The following is a 14733-nucleotide window of genomic DNA, read 5'->3' as shown; positions in this document are numbered from 1 at the left end:
ATGGCCCACGACGCAGACTTCCGCCGCGAGCTCGGCCAGCAGCTGCGGGTGGATTCGGTCAGAGCTTCAGCGGCGGCGGGGTCGGGCCATCCGACCTCGTCGATGTCGGCGGCCGACCTGATGGCCGTCCTGATCGACGGCCACCTCAAGCTCGACTACGCGAACCCCGGCAACCCGGCCAACGACCACCTGATCTTCTCCAAGGGCCACGCCTCGCCGCTGTACTACTCGGTGCTGAAGGCCGTCGGAGCGGTCGACGACGCGGAGCTGCTCACGTTCCGCAAGCTCCACAGCCGGCTCGAGGGGCATCCGACGCCGCGCATCCCGCCCACCGACGTGGCGACGGGCTCGCTCGGCCAGGGCTTTCCCATCTCGGTCGGCATCGCGATCGCGGGGCGCGACCTGGACCGGCTGCCCTACCGCGTGTGGTGCCTGTGCGGCGACTCCGAGATGGCCGAGGGCTCGATCTGGGAGGCCTTCCAGCACGCCGGCTGGGAGGGCCTGGACAACCTCACGGCGATCATCGACGTCAACCGCCTCGGGCAGACGCGCGAGACGATGCTCGGCTGGGACGTCAACGGCTACGTGCGCCGCGCCGAGGCGTTCGGCTGGAACGCGATCGCGATCGACGGGCATGACGTCGAGGCGATCGAGGAGGCCTACGCCGAGGCGGAGGCGACGAAGGGCAAGCCGACGGTGATCGTCGCCCGCACGAAGAAGGGCAAGGGCGTCAAGGCCGTCGAGGACCTGCCCGGCAAGCACGGCAAGCCGCTCGACGATCCCGGCGAGGCGATCGAGGAGCTGGGCGGCGAGCGCGACCTCCAGGTCGACGTCGCCAAGCCGCCGGCCGGCGAGCCGCACCGGTTCGAGGCGAGCGGCGGCACAATGCCGACGTACGAGCTCGGCGACGAGGTCGCGACGCGCAAGGCCTACGGCGAGGCGATCGCGGCGCTCGGCTCGATCCGCGGCGACGTCGTCGCGCTCGACGGCGAGGTCTCGAACTCGACGCACTCGGAGGACTTCCGCGAGGCGCATCCCGACCGCTACTTCGAGATGTTCATCGCCGAGCAGCAGCTCGCCTCGGCGGCGATCGGCTTCCAGGCGCGCGACTGGGTGCCGTTCGCCTCGACGTTCGCGGCCTTCTGGACGCGCGCGTACGACTTCATCCGGATGGGGGCGATCTCGCGCGCGAACGTGCGCCTGAGCGGCTCGCACGCCGGCGTCTCGATCGGGGAGGACGGCCCGTCGCAGATGGCGCTGGAGGACATCGCCGCGTTCCGCGCGATCCACGGCTCGACCGTGCTTCATCCGAGCGACGCCAACCAGACGGCCAAGCTCGTGGCGGCGATGGCCGACCGCGAGGGCATCCAGTTCATGCGCACGCTGCGCGGCAAGACGCCGGTGCGCACGCCGGCCGACGAGCCGGTGGCGATCGGCGGCAGCCGCATCGCCCACGAAGGCGACGACGTCGCGATCATCGCCTGCGGCATCACGCTCGACGAGGCGGTCAAGGCGGCCACGATGCTGCTCGAGCACGGCGTCCACGCGCGCGTGCTCGACGCCTACTCGATCAAGCCGATCGACGCCGAGGCCGTGCAGGCCGCGGCGCGCGACTGCGGCACGATCGTGACCGTCGAGGACCACTGGGCCGAGGGCGGCCTCGGCGACGCGGTCCTCGACGCGCTGGCCGCCGGCGACGACCACGCCAAGGTCATCAAGCTCGCGGTGCGCGAGATGCCGACGTCGGGCACGCCGGAGGAGCTGCTGCACGAAGCCCGGATCGACGCCGCGGCGATCGTCGACGCGGCGCGCTCGCTGGTCACCGCTCGGGCCTAGGGCTCGAGCTCCCCGAGATCGTCAGCCGGGGCCTCTTCCATCGCGTGCACAGTGCACAGGAAGGGGCCCCCGGCCTCGCGGCCGGTGACGATCTCCTGGGTCGTCAGCTTCGCGCCGCAGACGGCGCACGTTCGGGCGATGGTGTCGTCGAGGGTGCGCTCTTCGAGGTCCATGGCGCCACGGTAGCGCGAACTCGGCCAAGCGAGAAACCCGCAATGGCGGCGACCGCGCCGGTGCCGGTCATCATCCACCACGCGCGCTGGAAGTCGTCCAGCCCGGCGCGCTCGCCGAGCACCGCGATCAGCGCCGCGATCCCCAGCACGGCGCCGATCTGCCGGCACGTCGCGGAGATCGCCGAGCCGGTCGCGAAGCGCGCCGGCGGGAGCTCCGCGACCGCCGCCGAGCTGAAGCCGGCGAACGAGGCGCCCACGCCGAGGCCCGTAAGGATCGTGCCCGGCAGGTAGTGGGTGACATAGTGCGGCTCGGTGCCGAGGCCGAGCGCGAAGACCAGCGCGCCGGCGGCGAACAGCAGCCCGCCCGGGAACGCGACGGCGCCTGAGCCGTAGCGGTCCGCGATCCGGCCCGCGTTGGCGCTCGAGAGCGCCGCCATCAGCGGGCCCGGGGTGACCGCGAAGCCCGCCTTGAGGATCGAGTAGTGCCAGACGCCGGTGAGGAAGAGGATGTTCGAGAGCAGCAGCGCGTAGAAGCCGAGCGAGAACACGCCCACCCCGAAGCAGGCGACGGCGAACGAGCGGACCTTGAACAGGTGCAGCTCGAGCACCGGGTGGTGATGCGTCACCGAGCGTGAGATGAAGCCGGCGGCCAGCACGGCCGCCGCGGCGAACGCGGTCAGGATGCGCGCGCTCCCCCAGCCCCAGTCCGGCGCCTCGACGATCGCCAGCGACAGCGCGCCGATCGAGGCGGCGAGCAGGACGATCCCGAACGGGTCGGGCACGGCCCCGCGGTCGGGGTCGCGGGTCTCCACCAGCAGCCGCCGCGCCGGCACGAGCGCCGCCGCGCCGATCACGAGGTTGATGAAGAACACGAGCCGCCAGTCGGTCCACTCGATCAGCACGCCGCCGAGCGAAGGCCCGGTCGCCGCGGCGACGCCGCCGACGGCGCCCCACAGCGCGGTCGCGGTCGCGCGGCGCTCGGGCGGGAACTCGGGCAGCAGCAGTGCGAGCGATGTCGGCACCATCAGCGCCGCGCCGGCGGCCTGGATCGCCCGCGCGGCGATCAGCATCTCGGCGCTCGGCGCGATCCCGCACAGCGCCGACGCGGCGAGGAAGATCCAGAGACCGGTGAAGAACACGCGGCGGCGCCCGAACAGGTCGGCGAGCCGCCCGGCCGGCACGAGCAGCGCCGCGAAGACGATGTTGTAGGCGTTCAGGACCCACGAGAGGCCGGCGACCGACGTGCCGGGAAAGGCGCGCTCGATGCTGGGAAAGGCGACGTTGACGATCGTCACGTCGATGAAGGCCATGAAGATGGCCGCGGCGGTGACGGCGAGCACCTTCCACGGCCGTTCGAGTTGCTTCATGCAACCCACCCTACACAAGCACGTTGCGTGACGCTACGCTCGGGGTAGATGCTTCCGCGCACCTACGACGGCCAGAACTGCTCGATCGCCAAGGCGCTCGAGCTGCTCGGCGAGCGCTGGACGCTGCTCGTCATCCGCGAGGCGTTCCTCGGCACGCGCCGGTTCGAGGCGTTCGCCGAGCGCCTGGACATCGCCCGCAACGTGCTGACCGGGCGGCTCGGCCGGCTCGTCGAGGAGGACGTGCTCGAGAAGGTCCGCTACCAGGAGCGCCCGGCTCGCTACGAGTACCGGCTGACCGAGAAGGGCCTGGACCTGTGGCCGGTGATCGTCTCGCTGCTGCAGTTCGGCGACCGCTACTACGCGCCCGACGGGCCGCCGGTGATCCTGCGCCACCGCGGCTGCGGCGGCGAGGTCGACGACCACCGAATGTGCGGCGCGTGCGGCGCGGCGCTGACGGCGCGCGACGCCGTGGCCGAGCTCAGCGCGGCAGCTGTTGCTTGAGCGTCTGCACCGGGGCGAACAGGTCCCCCAGCCGCTCGACGCGCTCCAGCACCTCGGGCGCGGTGAAGCTCAGCGGTTCGCCGGTCGAGGCGATCTGATCGACCTCCTCCCACGTCAGCGGCGTCGACACCGTCGGGCGGTCCATCGCACGCAGCGAGTAGACGTTGACGGTCGTCTTGTGGCGGTCGTTCTGGCTCCAGTCGACGAGCACCTTGCCGCCGCGCAGGGACTTCTTCATGTCCGAGACCACGCGGTCGCGCGCGCGCCTCTCCAGCAGTTGCGCCAGATGCAGCGCGAACGTCTTGGTGTCGTCCCACGTGACGCCGGGCGTGTTGAGCGGCACGTAGACCTGCATCCCCTTGGAGCCCGACGTCTTCGGGAACGCCTGCAGGCCGAGATGGTCGAACGCCTCGCGCAGGTCCAGCGCGACGCGTGAGCACTCCACGATCGTCGCCGGGGGCCCGGGGTCGAGGTCGAACGCGATCAGCGTCGGCGTCTCGATGTCCGGCGCACGCGCCAGCGGCGTGTGCATCTCCAGGTCGGCGAGGTTCGCGAGCCAGACGAGCGTGGCGAGGTCGTCGGCGACGCAGTAGTCGATGTTGCCGTCGTTGCGGCCCGACCAGACGGGCGCGATCCGCACCCAGTCCGGCCGGTGCGACGGGCAGCGCTTCTCGTAGAAGTGGCCGCCCTCGACGCCGTTGGGATAGCGCTTGAGGGTCAGCGGCCGGTCGCGCAGATGCGGCAGAAGCACCGGCGCGATCCGCGTGTAGTAGTCGATCACATGCCCCTTCGTGAACCCCGCGCCGGGGTACAGGAGCTTGTCGAGGTTGGAAAGTGACAGGCGCCGCTCATCGATGGCGACCTCGAGCCGCTTGCTGGGCACCGCTGGAGTATGGCCATCATCGACCGCTCCGATCCCGTCCAGTTCAAGGCCGGCCGGGATCTCGTGATCCAGCACCTCGAAGACGTCCACGCCATCGAGGCGGCGCTCGTGACGACGCTCAAGGCGCATATCGCGCTGACGCCGCGCAGTCCCTACCGCGAGCTGCTCGAGCGCCATCTGGACGAGACGCGCGAGCACGCGGCCGCGATCGAGCGCCGGCTCGACGCCCTCGGCGCGGGCGAGAGCATCGTGCACGCGGCGCTCGGGCTCGCCGAGGTCCTGGCGGGTCAGGCGGTCTCGCTGGCCAAGGGCCCGCTCGACATGCTGCGCGGCGGCACCGAGCGCGCAACCAAGCTGCTCAAGAACGCCCGCGACGAGTGCGCCGGCGAGGCCATGGAGATCGCCGCCTACGACGCCCTCGAGGCGCTGGCCGACGACGTCGGCGACACCGAGACGGCGCGGCTCGCCGCCACCCACCGCGGCGACGAGGAGCGCATGCTGGCCGCGCTGCGGCGGCTGCTCCCGGGGCTGGCGAAGAGCGCGGTGATCGCCCGCACGGGCGCCGAGCCCTCGCCGCAGCCGCCCATCGCGGGCTACGACGGCCTCAGCGCCGGCGAGATCGTGACGCGGCTTCCGGGGTTGACGCCGGCTGAGCTGCGCGCGGTCGCGTCGTACGAGCGCGCGAACCGCAAGCGGCGCAGCGTGCTCGAGCGCGCCGGCCAGCTCGAGGACGCTACGCGCGCCCTCTGATCCGCGGAACGGCGGCGAGCTTCAAGCGGCCGCCGGTGCGGCGCATGGCGAGGCGGACGGCGGCGACGTCGACGCGCGACTTGCGCGCGACGCGGGTCGTGGTGGATTCGGCGGGGCTTCCGGTGGCGCGCGATGGCGAGGTGGGGCGGTTGGACACGTCCGTCGGACTACCCCCCGTTCCCGGCGATCATGCCGCGCGCCGCCGCCCGCGGCACGATCGGGCTCGGTCGCGAGTTGGCGCGCGGACACATTTGCCGTAAGGCCCGTGACTGGATGTTCGCGAATTGACGCAAAGGGGCTGATTTCCGGGGGCGCGGGTACCGCACGGACGATGGGCTCAACCGCACCCACGGCCCCGCTGGACCGCGCACGGCGCCAGCGCGAGGACCAGCGCCTGATGCGACGCGTACGGACCGGTGACGGCCACGCGCGCGACGAGCTGATCGAGCGCTACATGCCGCTGGCTCGCTCGCTCGCGCTGCGCTATCGCCGGGCCTCGGAGCCGCTCGACGACCTGATCCAGGTCGCCTCGGTCGGCCTGGTGAAGGCGGTCGACCGCTGGGATCCGGAGCGCGGGCTCGCGTTCTCCTCGTACGCGGTGCCGACGATCCTCGGCGAGCTCCGCCGCTACTTCCGCGACTCGACCTGGGACGTGCGCCCCGCGCGCGACCTGCAGGAGCTCTGCCTCGCGGTCGAAGAGGCGCGCGAGAAGCTCTGGGGGGATCTGGGGCGCTCCCCCACCGTCGGCGACCTGGCCGAGCGGCTTGATCGCGGGCAGGAGGAGATCGTCGAGGCGCTGCAGGCGACCGAGGGGCGCTCCGTGCGCTCGCTCGACGCGCCGGTGCACGACGAGGACAACGACTCGGCGTCGGCGGGCGACCTGATCGGCAGCCCCGACGACGAGTTTGCGCGCGTCGAGGCGGGCGTCACGCTCGAGCGCCTCACGAGCGTGCTGGACGAGCGCGCGCGCGAGATCCTCCGCCTGCGCTTCCACGAGGACCTGCTGCAGTCGGAGATCGCCGAGATCGTGGGCTGCTCGCAGATGCACATCTCGCGCATCATCCGGTCCTCGCTGGAGAAGCTCGGCGCCTACGGCAACGGCATGAAGGTGGAGGCATGAGGCTCGAGATCCCCGGTCCCGCCGACCCCACCGGGCCCGTCGTCCCCGACGAGCCGACGACGCCCGCGGTGCCCGACGAGCCGGCCGTGCCGGCCGATCCCGTGCCCGGCCCTGAGGCGCCTCCGGCGCCCGACGATCCCAGCCCGCCGCAGCCCGACGGGCCCGACGTCCCGCATCCCGAGCGCTAGCGCGCCTACGCGGCGAGCTGCGTCACGCCCGGCGCGCTCTCGCGCTCGTTGAGGAGGTCGAGCACCGCCTCCTCGATCGCGCGCACGTGGATCGGCAGCTCGCCCTCCTCGGTGTCGAGCGCCGCCAGCAGCACGTCGCGGTCGATCACCAGCCCCCCGCGATAGGCGTCGAACACGCGCGGGTCGATGTAGGAGGCGCGGCAGACGGCGGGAGTGTTCCCGAGGTAGTGCGCCGTCTCCTTGACGGCGCGCGCGATCGCGCGCTCGCGCGACGTCTTCGCCTTCGCGGCGGGACCCGAGACGGCGAGCGCGACGGCGGCCAGCACGGTCGCGGTCCAGGTCCGGAAGTCCTTGGCGGAGAAGTCGTCGCCCGTCGCCTCCTTGAGGTAGGCGTTGACGTCGGGCGAGCGCAGGTCGTGCCAGCGCCGGCCCGCGCGGTAGGCGAGCAGCTCCGGGCCGCCGCCGCGGCGGCGCTTGAGCTTCGCGATGATGCCGGCCACCTGCGGATCGACGACGGCCTGGATCCGGCGCCGGCCGCTCTTCGCGGGGTAGTCGAAGACCATCGTCCCGTCGGCGTCGAGCGTCACGTGCTCCTTGCGGATCGTGGCCAGGCCGTAGGACTCGTTCGTCACCGCGTACTCCTCGGTGCCGATCCGGAAGAAGCCGCGATCGAGCAGTCGTACGGCGGCGGCCAGGACGCGCTCGCGCGTCACCTCGTCCGTCGCGGCGAGGTCCGTCTCGACCCGCTCGCGCAGCGCCGGCAGCACGCGGGCGAAGCGGGTCATGTCGTCGAACTTCTCCGCGTCGCGGCGCTTGCGCCAGTCGTCGTGGTAGCGGTACTGCTTGCGGCCGGCGGCGTCGATGCCCGTGGCCTGCAGATGGCCTCGCGGGTCAGGGCAGATCCAGACGTCGCGCCACGCCGGCGGGATGCCGAGCTCGCGGATGCGCGTCAGGACCTCGGCCTCCTCGATCCGCTGCCCGTCGTCGAGATAGACGAACCCCCGCCCTGCGCGCCGGCGGGTGATCCCAGGGCCGGAGCAGTCCGAGCGGCGCAGGCGGGGCATGCGTAAACCCCTTCCCGTCGGCTGCGCGCTTTACGCTTGCGCCGTGTCGAGCCTGGCGAGGCCCCGAGGGGGTCGCCTAGGACTTCGCGGTCTCCTTCTTCTTGGCGCGGGCGCCGCCGCCGGAGGAGGACTTGCGCTTCGGCTTGGCCTCCTCCTCCTGCTCGTCGCCGCGCACGGCCGCGAGGCTCGCCTCCAGCGCGGCCATCAGGTCGGGCACCTTGGCCGGCGCCGGCGCCTCGGGCTGGACGGCGATCTCCTGGCCCTCGGCCTTGGCCTCGATCAGCTCGAGCACCTTCTCGCGGTACTCGTCCTTGTACTTGCCCGGGTCGAAATCGTCGGTCAGCGACTCGATCAGCTGGCGCGCCATCGTGAGCTCGCGGTCGGAGACCGACAGCTCCTTGGAGTCCGGCAGCCCGTCCAGCTCGTCCGCGCCGACGACCTCGTCGGCGAACACCATCGTCTCCATCACCAGCAGATCGCCGTCGCGGTGCGGGCGGATCGCGACCAGCTGCTCCTTCTGGCGGATCACGACGCGCGCGATCGCGGTCTTCTCGGCGTCCGCCATCGCGTTCAGCAGCAGCCCGTACGCCTTCGCGGCGCCCTTGTCGGGCACGAGGTAGTACGGGTGGTCGTAGAAGATCGGGTCGATCTCGCTCTCGTCGACGAAATCCTCGATGTCGATCGAGCGCGTCTTCTCCGGATCGAGCGTCTCGAGCTCCTCCGGCGTGATCAGCACGTAGCGGTCGCGCGTGAGCTCGTAGCCTTTGACGATGTTCTCGTAGGCGACCTCCTCCCCCGTCTCCGGGTCAACGCGCTTCTGCTGGATCCGGTTGCCCGTCTCGCCGTTGAGCTGGTGGAAGCGGACCGTCTTCTTCGAGACGGCCGAGTACAGCTTGATCGGCACGTTCACCAGCCCAAAGGAGATCGCGCCGCTCCAGATCGATCGTGCCATCTCTACATTCTGCTACGTCCGGCGGCGTTCACTCAACGCCCGCACGGTCGATTGCGACCTGGCGCGCGTCGACGTCGTCGCGCAGGCCCTTGTAGGAGGGGTGCCGGATCGTGCCGATCCGCGTCAGATCGGTGTATTCGACGCTCGCCACGAGCACCGGCTCGACGAAGCGCGTGAGCTTCGGCGGCTGGGTGCCCGAGAACGGGCTGTCCGGGCGCTCGAGTGGCTCCAGCAGGCCCTGCAGGCGCTTGAGCTCGGCGTCGGTGAAGCCGGTGCCGACCTTGCCGACGAAGCGCAGCTCGCCCTCTTCGTCGTAGGCGCCCATCGCCAGCGCGCCGAGCCGCCCGGCGCGGCCGCCGTCGCCCTTCAGCCAGCCGCCGATCACGACGTCGGTGCGGCGGACGTTCTTGACCTTCACCCAGCCGGAGGAGCGCCGGCCCGGCGTGTAGGGACAATCGAGCCGCTTGGCGACGATCCCCTCGAGCCGCTGCGCGCGCGAGGCCTCCAGCAGTGCGGGCCCGTTCCCGCGGTGGTAGGCCGGAACCTGCCACACCGGGCCGCCGAGCTCGAGCGCGGCGAGCCGCTCGCGCCGCTCGACGTACGGCAGCTCGAGCAGCGAGTGCCCGTCGAGGAACAGCAGGTCGAAGATCACGTACGCGACCGGCTGCGACTGCGACAGCCGGCGGACCTGCGACTCCGAGGTCAGGTGCATGCGGCCCTGGAGGCGCTCGAAGCTCGGCCGCCCGTCGTCGCCGAACGCGACGATCTCGCCGTCGAGTATCGCCTCGTGCGTGCCGAGCGCGCGGCCGAGCGGCCGCAGCTCCGGGTAGCGCGGGGTGATGTTCTTCGCGTTGCGACTCGCGAGCCGCAGGCGGCCGCCCTCGGCGTAGCCGATCGCGCGCACGCCGTCCCACTTGATCTCGTAGGCCCACTCGTCGCCCTTCGGGAGCGGGCCGGACTTGGCGAGCATCGGCTGGATCTCCTCCGGCATCGGCTCGCGGTCGGGATCCTCGGGCGGATCCATGCGGTGGATCATCCAGTTGGACCCGTTCGTGCGGAACAGCACGTAGCGGCCGCGGACCCGCTCGCCGTGGAGGACGACCATCACCTCGTTCTCGCGCCACTTCTCGAGCTCGTAGGTCCCGGTGTCGAAGATGCGCATCGTTCCCGCGCCGTATTGACCCTCCGGGATCTCGCCGTGGAACTCGAGGTACTCGAGCGGATGATCCTCGGTGCGGACGGCGAGGTGGTTGCGCTTCGGATCGGGCGGGATCCCGCGCGGCACGGCCCAGGACGCGAGCGTTCCCTCGTGCTCCAGGCGCAGGTCCCAGTGCATCGAGCGGGCCGAGTGCTCCTGCACGACGAAGCGCCGTTCGGCCTCCGGCGCGCCCGCGTCGCCGCCCGGCTCCGGGGTGTTCTCGAAGTCGCGCTTGTCGCGATAGCGCTGCAGGCGATCGGCCATCGTCTCCTTGATACCGGACTGGCGGCGTCAAGTGGGCCTCTAGTGGGTATCGTGCACGCCCGTATGGATGCTAACCCCATCGTGCTCGATGAGACGGCGGACGATGTGGTCGTCGTGGTCGTCGAGGGTGAGCACGACATCTACACCGCCCCGACGCTGCGCGAGCGGCTCGAGGAGGCCCTCGCACGCGGCGGAGGCATCGTTGTCGACCTGACGGCCGCCACCTTCGTCGACTCCTCCGTCCTCGGAGCGCTGCTCGACGCGCGCCGCCGGGCGATCGAGGCGGGTCAGGGGTACGTCGTGTGCGTCGGCGAGACGGTCGAGCCAGGGGTCCAGCGGATCCTCGACATCACCGGCCTCGTCCCCGTCCTGCCGGTCCTGCGCGGGCGGGAGGAGGCGATAGCGGCGGCGCGCTCCCCGAACGGGGCCGGAGAATGACCATGACGACGCCCGCCCCCGAAGTCCTGTTGACGATGCCGGCCCGGCCCGAGGGTGTCGGGGTCGTGCGGCAGGCGCTCGCCGGGATGGCCGACGCGCTGGACTTCGACGCCTCGGTGCTGGCCGACATGAAGATGGCGGTCACCGAGGCCTGCACCAACGTCGTCGTGCACGCCTATGAAGAGGACGCCGGGGTGCTCGAGGTCGAGATGCTCGCGGACGAGGCGGGCCTGACCATCGTCGTGCGCGACCACGGCAGCGGCATCCAGCCGCGCCCGGCTCGCTCCGAGCCGCCCGCGCTGGGCCTCGGGCTGCCGCTGATCGCCGCGCTGTCGGACTCCTTCGAGCTGCGCGGCAGCGCCGGCCACGGGACCGAGGTGCGGATGACGTTCGCCTACGCCCGCGCCGGCGACCCGGCGGACGAGAACCCGGTCACCGGGACCGTCGGCGCCGACGGCCGCTGGGACCCGGACGCGACGTCGAGCTGACGCCGCCCTCCCGGGCCGGCGGGCGAGACAGACCCGCATCCCCTCACCCGCGCGGTTCGCCGATCGCTGTAGTGGCCGCGGGTCTCCGCGTGCCCGCCCCGCGGGGGCCGGCGCACTGCGCTGGTAAGGGAGCGGGTCGGTTCGCTGTCCGGCTCGCGAGGGGCCGGTGTGATCGCTTCGGGGCGGCGCGGCGAGAGTCAGCACGTCCCAGCCGATCCGGTCCTGCGACTCCGCGCCGCGGGTGGGAGATGCGGATACGTGGTTACCGAACGATGAGGCTCAATGCGCCTACGCAGCCTGGCGCAGCGCGGCCAGCTCCCGCATACGGCCCAGGCGCCCGAGCGCCTTGGACTCGATCTGGCGCACGCGCTCGGGCGTGATGCCGAGCCGGCGGCCGATCTCGCGCAGCGGCGTCGGCTCTCCGCCGTCGATCCCGTAGCGCAGGGCGACCACGGTGCGCTCGCGCTCGGGCAGCTCGTCGAGCGCGCGGCGCAGCATCTCCTCACGCAGCGAGACGTGCACGACGTCCTCCGGCGCCGGACCCTCGGACGGCAGGAGGTCGCCGAACGCGGCGTCCTCGCCTTCGCCGAGCGGGCGGTCGAGCGACGTGACCGTGCGCGCGGCATCGCGCAGCGCCAGCAGGTCCTCGACGCTGATCTCCGCCTCGCTCGCGATCTCCTCGTCGGTCGGCGCGCGGTCCAGCTTCAGCGACAGCGCGTTCTCCGCGCGAGCGACCTTGCGCTGCGCGCGCACAAGGTTGATCGGCAGCTTGATCGTCCGCGCCTTGGCATCCATCCCGCGCTCGACGGCCTGGCGGATCCACCACGTCGCGTACGTGGAGAAGCGGTAGCCGCGGCGCCAGTCGAACTTCTCGACCGCGCGGATGAGCCCGAGGATGCCCTCCTGGATCAGGTCCAGGAGCGTCAGCTCGGAGCCCTGGTACTTCTTCGCGATCGAGACGACCAGGCGCAGGTTCGCGTTGATCATGCGGTCCTTGGCCTCGAGGTCGCCGCGCTCGATCCGCTTGGCGAGGTCGATCTCCTCGGACGGCGTCAGCAGCCGGTGGCGGCCGATCTCGTTCAGGAACAGCTGCAGGGTGTCCGTCGTGACGGTGGCGAACTGGGCATCGTCGAGCGGCGCCTCGGGCGCGCTCTCGCGGGTGCAGTCGTCGCGCAGCTCTATTTGGCGCAGTTGAAGTTGCTCGTACAGGGCACCCAGGTCTTCGTCCTCGAGCTCCAAGGCTTGAGCGAGCTCGTCGACTTCGCTGAGATTCACGCAACCACGCTCCTCTCCCCGGTCTATGAGGGCGGACAGGGGGCCGTTCACGGCTTCGCGCTCCGTGCTCATGGCTGCACCATTGACTCACCGCTCAATGCCCGGGATAAACCAGGGAGAAACGGATGCCCCAACGGGCGCCAACGTGCCGCCCGACACGCCGGGCGCGATCGCGACGTCTGGAATCCGACCGGCCTGGGTAGCCCAGAATCGTGAGAGGAGGCGCAATCGCATTGCCACGGACGCCGGATATGGTCCGACTGCTGGACGCCGATCCCGATTTGGGCGCGCTGCTCAGCGACACGCGAAGGGAACAGGCCGAGCGAGAGCTGGTCGTACGCAGCCACCGGCTGCCCGTGGGGCCCTGGGACGTATCGCGCCTTGCGGGGGCGACGGCCGATCATGTCGGCCTCCTCATCATCGATGGGATTCTCTCACGCGAGCTGGTCGTAGCGGATCACGTCAGCGCCGAGCTGCTCGGGCCCGGTGATCTCGTGCGTCCCTGGCAGCCCGCCAGCCGCACGGGCCTGCTGCCCGTCGACGCCGTCTGGACCGTCCTCTCGCCGCTGACGGTCGCCGTGCTGGACCGCCGCTTCGCCGCCGAGGTCACGCGCTACCCGGAGATCACGGCGAGCCTGTTCGACCGCCTGAGCGAGCGCTCGCTGCGGCTCGCGACCACGCAGGCGATCTCGCAGCTCACGCGCGTGGACCGCCGGCTGAAGGCGCTCTTCTGGCACCTGGCCGAGCGCTGGGGCCGCGTCTCCGGCGACGGCGTGATCGTGCCGCTGGCGCTCACGCACCGGATCCTCGGACAGCTCGTCGGCGCGCGCCGGCCGACGGTGTCGACCGCGCTGTCGGAGCTCGCCGAGCGCGAGGAGCTCGTACGCCGGCCCGACGGCTCGTGGCTGCTGCGCGGCGACCCGCCCGACGCCGAGTCGCTCGCGCGCAAGCCGCCGTCCGGCGGCGGCGCCGCGCGCGCGCAGGATCTGCTGCGTCCCGCGCGGCGCTTCGACCGCCCCGAGGGCGGGACGCCCAGCGGCGAGGTGATCGCCGCGATCGACCGGCTGCGCGAGGCGCTCGAGCCGGGCCAGCTGCGCGAGCTGCTCGAGCGCCGCCGTGAGGACGACGAGCCGCTTCCCCGCCGCGACGAGGATCCCGACGCCGCCGCGTAGGCCTACGGCTTCCGGGCCGCTTCGAGCATCGTCTTGAAGCGGTCCAGGTCGCCGCGCAGGCGGCGCCTGTGGAAGCGCCCTGCCGTGCGCTCGAAGCGCCCGGCAGGCTCGTCCTCGATGCGCAGCATCACGCGCGTGCGGGCATCGCCGAGGCGCTCGAACGCGACCGTGCCCCGGTGCGTGTCGCCGGCGACCGCCTGCCACACGATCCGCTCGAACGGCCGCTGCTCCACGATCTCGGCGTCGAACTCGCGCCGTCCGTCGACGCTCCAGCGGAGGTGCGTCTCGTCGCTGCGGGCGACGCGCTCGACCCCTTCCATGAACTGCGGGAACTGCTCGAACCGCGTCCATGCGTCGTAGACGGTCTCCAGCGGAGCCTCGACCTCGACGGTCTCCTCCACGGCTCCCACGGAGGTCCTCTAGGTGTTCGGATTCCCGGTCGCCTTGCCGTCGCCGCTCTCGGTCTCGGGCGTCTTGCCCTCGCCGTGGCCGCCCTTGCGCGGGCGGTCGGGCTCGGTCGTCTCGTCGCCGACCTCGCCGGGCTGCTCCTCGGGATATCCGACGTCTGATTCGCTGGTCTCCATGGAAACGGTCGTACCCCGGACCGGTGCCCGCCCATGCTTTAGCCGGAACGCGTACTCTCCATGGCGGTCAGGGAGGGGCCGACCGCCCCCGATGCAGTTCAGCTTCCAATTTCCCCCGGCAGACGACGCGCCTGCACAGGCGCGCGGTGCCCTTGAGGTCTTCGATCAGATCCTCGCTCCAGAGGTGCTGGAAGATCTCCAGCTCGTCGTGTCCGAGCTCGTCACGAACAGCGTCAAGTTCGGGCCCAAGCGCTCGATCACGCTTTCGCTCGAGGTCGGCGCTGAGGGCAAGGTGCGCGGCGAGGTGATCGACCAGGGCGACGGCGAGCGCGCCAAGATCGAGATGACGCCCGAGCCGAGCCTCGAGGGCGGCTGGGGGCTGCACCTGGTGGAGCGGGTCGCGACGTGCTGGGGCGTCCACGAGGGCTCGACGCACGTGTGGTTCGAGGTCGGACCGCGACGCCGCGCGTAGCGCTCCTC

At 71.7% G+C, this 14733-nt stretch carries 18 protein-coding genes; 9 read left to right on the top strand and 9 right to left on the bottom strand.

Translation table 11 applies throughout. The features are described 5' to 3' along the window. A complete protein-coding gene (locus tag H958_RS0114715) occupies window positions 1-1836 on the top strand; it encodes a transketolase (protein WP_028059230.1) in 1836 nt (611 codons plus the stop codon). Between the two features lie 103 nt (window positions 1837-1939). On the opposite strand, the gene H958_RS37420 is transcribed toward H958_RS0114715, so the two are convergent. Beyond that, a complete protein-coding gene (locus H958_RS37420; protein ID WP_051324264.1) occupies window positions 1940-3376 on the bottom strand; it encodes a DHA2 family efflux MFS transporter permease subunit in 1437 nt (478 codons plus the stop codon). Between the two features lie 48 nt (window positions 3377-3424). Here H958_RS37420 and H958_RS0114700 point away from each other — a divergent pair, with 48 nt between their 5' ends. Continuing rightward, window positions 3425-3877: a winged helix-turn-helix transcriptional regulator gene (locus H958_RS0114700; RefSeq protein WP_028059229.1), complete on the top strand. Its 453-nt coding sequence runs from the start codon at window positions 3425-3427 to the stop codon at window positions 3875-3877. On the opposite strand, the gene ligD (H958_RS0114695) is transcribed toward H958_RS0114700, so the two are convergent. After that, window positions 3855-4760, bottom strand: a complete 906-nt coding sequence (gene ligD / locus H958_RS0114695) for a non-homologous end-joining DNA ligase (RefSeq protein WP_028059228.1) — start codon at window positions 4758-4760, stop codon at window positions 3855-3857. The two genes, H958_RS0114700 and ligD (H958_RS0114695), sit on opposite strands and share 23 nt — an antisense overlap. Window positions 4761-4769: 9 nt before the next feature. Here ligD (H958_RS0114695) and H958_RS0114690 point away from each other — a divergent pair, with 9 nt between their 5' ends. After that, complete coding sequence (locus tag H958_RS0114690) at window positions 4770-5510, top strand: YciE/YciF ferroxidase family protein (protein ID WP_028059227.1); 741 nt, start codon at window positions 4770-4772, stop codon at window positions 5508-5510. Here H958_RS0114690 and H958_RS47550 read toward each other — a convergent pair. Next, the gene (locus H958_RS47550) at window positions 5494-5667 is read right to left on the bottom strand and encodes a hypothetical protein (RefSeq protein ID WP_196807354.1); all 174 of its coding nucleotides are present in this window, start codon (window positions 5665-5667) and stop codon (window positions 5494-5496) included. The genes H958_RS0114690 and H958_RS47550 overlap by 17 nt on opposite strands. 174 nt (window positions 5668-5841) lie before the next feature. On the opposite strand from H958_RS47550, the gene H958_RS37415 reads away from it, so the two are divergent. Both H958_RS37415 and H958_RS0114675 read left to right on the top strand, forming a co-directional pair. After that, a complete protein-coding gene (locus H958_RS37415; RefSeq protein ID WP_037410144.1) occupies window positions 5842-6630 on the top strand; it encodes a SigB/SigF/SigG family RNA polymerase sigma factor in 789 nt (262 codons plus the stop codon). After that, window positions 6627-6818: a hypothetical protein gene (locus H958_RS0114675; protein WP_028059226.1), complete on the top strand. Its 192-nt coding sequence runs from the start codon at window positions 6627-6629 to the stop codon at window positions 6816-6818. The genes H958_RS37415 and H958_RS0114675 overlap by 4 nt, the downstream gene beginning before the upstream one ends. A 5-nt stretch (window positions 6819-6823) precedes the next feature. On the opposite strand, the gene H958_RS37410 is transcribed toward H958_RS0114675, so the two are convergent. From H958_RS37410 to ligD (H958_RS0114660), 3 genes are all read right to left on the bottom strand, one after another. Next, window positions 6824-7882, bottom strand: coding sequence for a DNA topoisomerase IB (locus tag H958_RS37410; protein ID WP_037410143.1), 1059 nt, complete (start codon window positions 7880-7882; stop codon window positions 6824-6826). Window positions 7883-7958: 76 nt separating this feature from the next. Then, window positions 7959-8834, bottom strand: coding sequence for a non-homologous end joining protein Ku (gene ku / locus H958_RS37405; protein ID WP_156027991.1), 876 nt, complete (start codon window positions 8832-8834; stop codon window positions 7959-7961). A 28-nt stretch (window positions 8835-8862) separates the two neighbouring features. Next, the gene (gene ligD / locus H958_RS0114660) at window positions 8863-10296 is read right to left on the bottom strand and encodes a non-homologous end-joining DNA ligase (RefSeq protein ID WP_028059225.1); all 1434 of its coding nucleotides are present in this window, start codon (window positions 10294-10296) and stop codon (window positions 8863-8865) included. A 63-nt stretch (window positions 10297-10359) separates the two neighbouring features. On the opposite strand from ligD (H958_RS0114660), the gene H958_RS0114655 reads away from it, so the two are divergent. Both H958_RS0114655 and H958_RS43395 read left to right on the top strand, forming a co-directional pair. Continuing rightward, window positions 10360-10734, top strand: coding sequence for an STAS domain-containing protein (locus H958_RS0114655; RefSeq protein WP_081685896.1), 375 nt, complete (start codon window positions 10360-10362; stop codon window positions 10732-10734). Window positions 10735-10736: 2 nt separating this feature from the next. Beyond that, window positions 10737-11222, top strand: a complete 486-nt coding sequence (locus H958_RS43395; protein WP_196807353.1) for an ATP-binding protein — start codon at window positions 10737-10739, stop codon at window positions 11220-11222. A gap of 288 nt (window positions 11223-11510) precedes the next feature. Here H958_RS43395 and H958_RS37395 read toward each other — a convergent pair whose 3' ends face one another. Beyond that, a complete protein-coding gene (locus H958_RS37395) occupies window positions 11511-12497 on the bottom strand; it encodes a sigma-70 family RNA polymerase sigma factor (protein WP_196807352.1) in 987 nt (328 codons plus the stop codon). Between the two features lie 251 nt (window positions 12498-12748). Here H958_RS37395 and H958_RS0114640 point away from each other — a divergent pair, with 251 nt between their 5' ends. Continuing rightward, on the top strand, window positions 12749-13669 hold the full coding sequence (locus tag H958_RS0114640) for a Crp/Fnr family transcriptional regulator (protein WP_028059223.1): 921 nt from the start codon (window positions 12749-12751) through the stop codon (window positions 13667-13669). Window positions 13670-13671: 2 nt separating this feature from the next. Here H958_RS0114640 and H958_RS0114635 read toward each other — a convergent pair whose 3' ends face one another. Continuing rightward, window positions 13672-14079, bottom strand: a complete 408-nt coding sequence (locus tag H958_RS0114635) for an SRPBCC family protein (RefSeq protein ID WP_028059222.1) — start codon at window positions 14077-14079, stop codon at window positions 13672-13674. Between the two features lie 9 nt (window positions 14080-14088). Further along, window positions 14089-14253 carry a hypothetical protein gene (locus tag H958_RS46305; RefSeq protein WP_156027990.1) on the bottom strand — a complete coding sequence of 55 codons (165 nt, stop codon included), beginning with the start codon at window positions 14251-14253 and terminating at the stop codon, window positions 14089-14091. Here H958_RS46305 and H958_RS45125 point away from each other — a divergent pair. Further along, window positions 14252-14725: an ATP-binding protein gene (locus H958_RS45125; RefSeq protein WP_081685895.1), complete on the top strand. Its 474-nt coding sequence runs from the start codon at window positions 14252-14254 to the stop codon at window positions 14723-14725. The genes H958_RS46305 and H958_RS45125 overlap by 2 nt on opposite strands. Window positions 14726-14733: the final 8 nt, after the last annotated feature.

The sequence above is a fragment of the Candidatus Solirubrobacter pratensis genome, assembly GCF_000425945.1.
Taxonomy (GTDB): Bacteria; Actinomycetota; Thermoleophilia; order Solirubrobacterales; family Solirubrobacteraceae; genus Solirubrobacter; species Solirubrobacter pratensis.
This window is presented reverse-complemented; position numbering and strand designations above follow the sequence as displayed.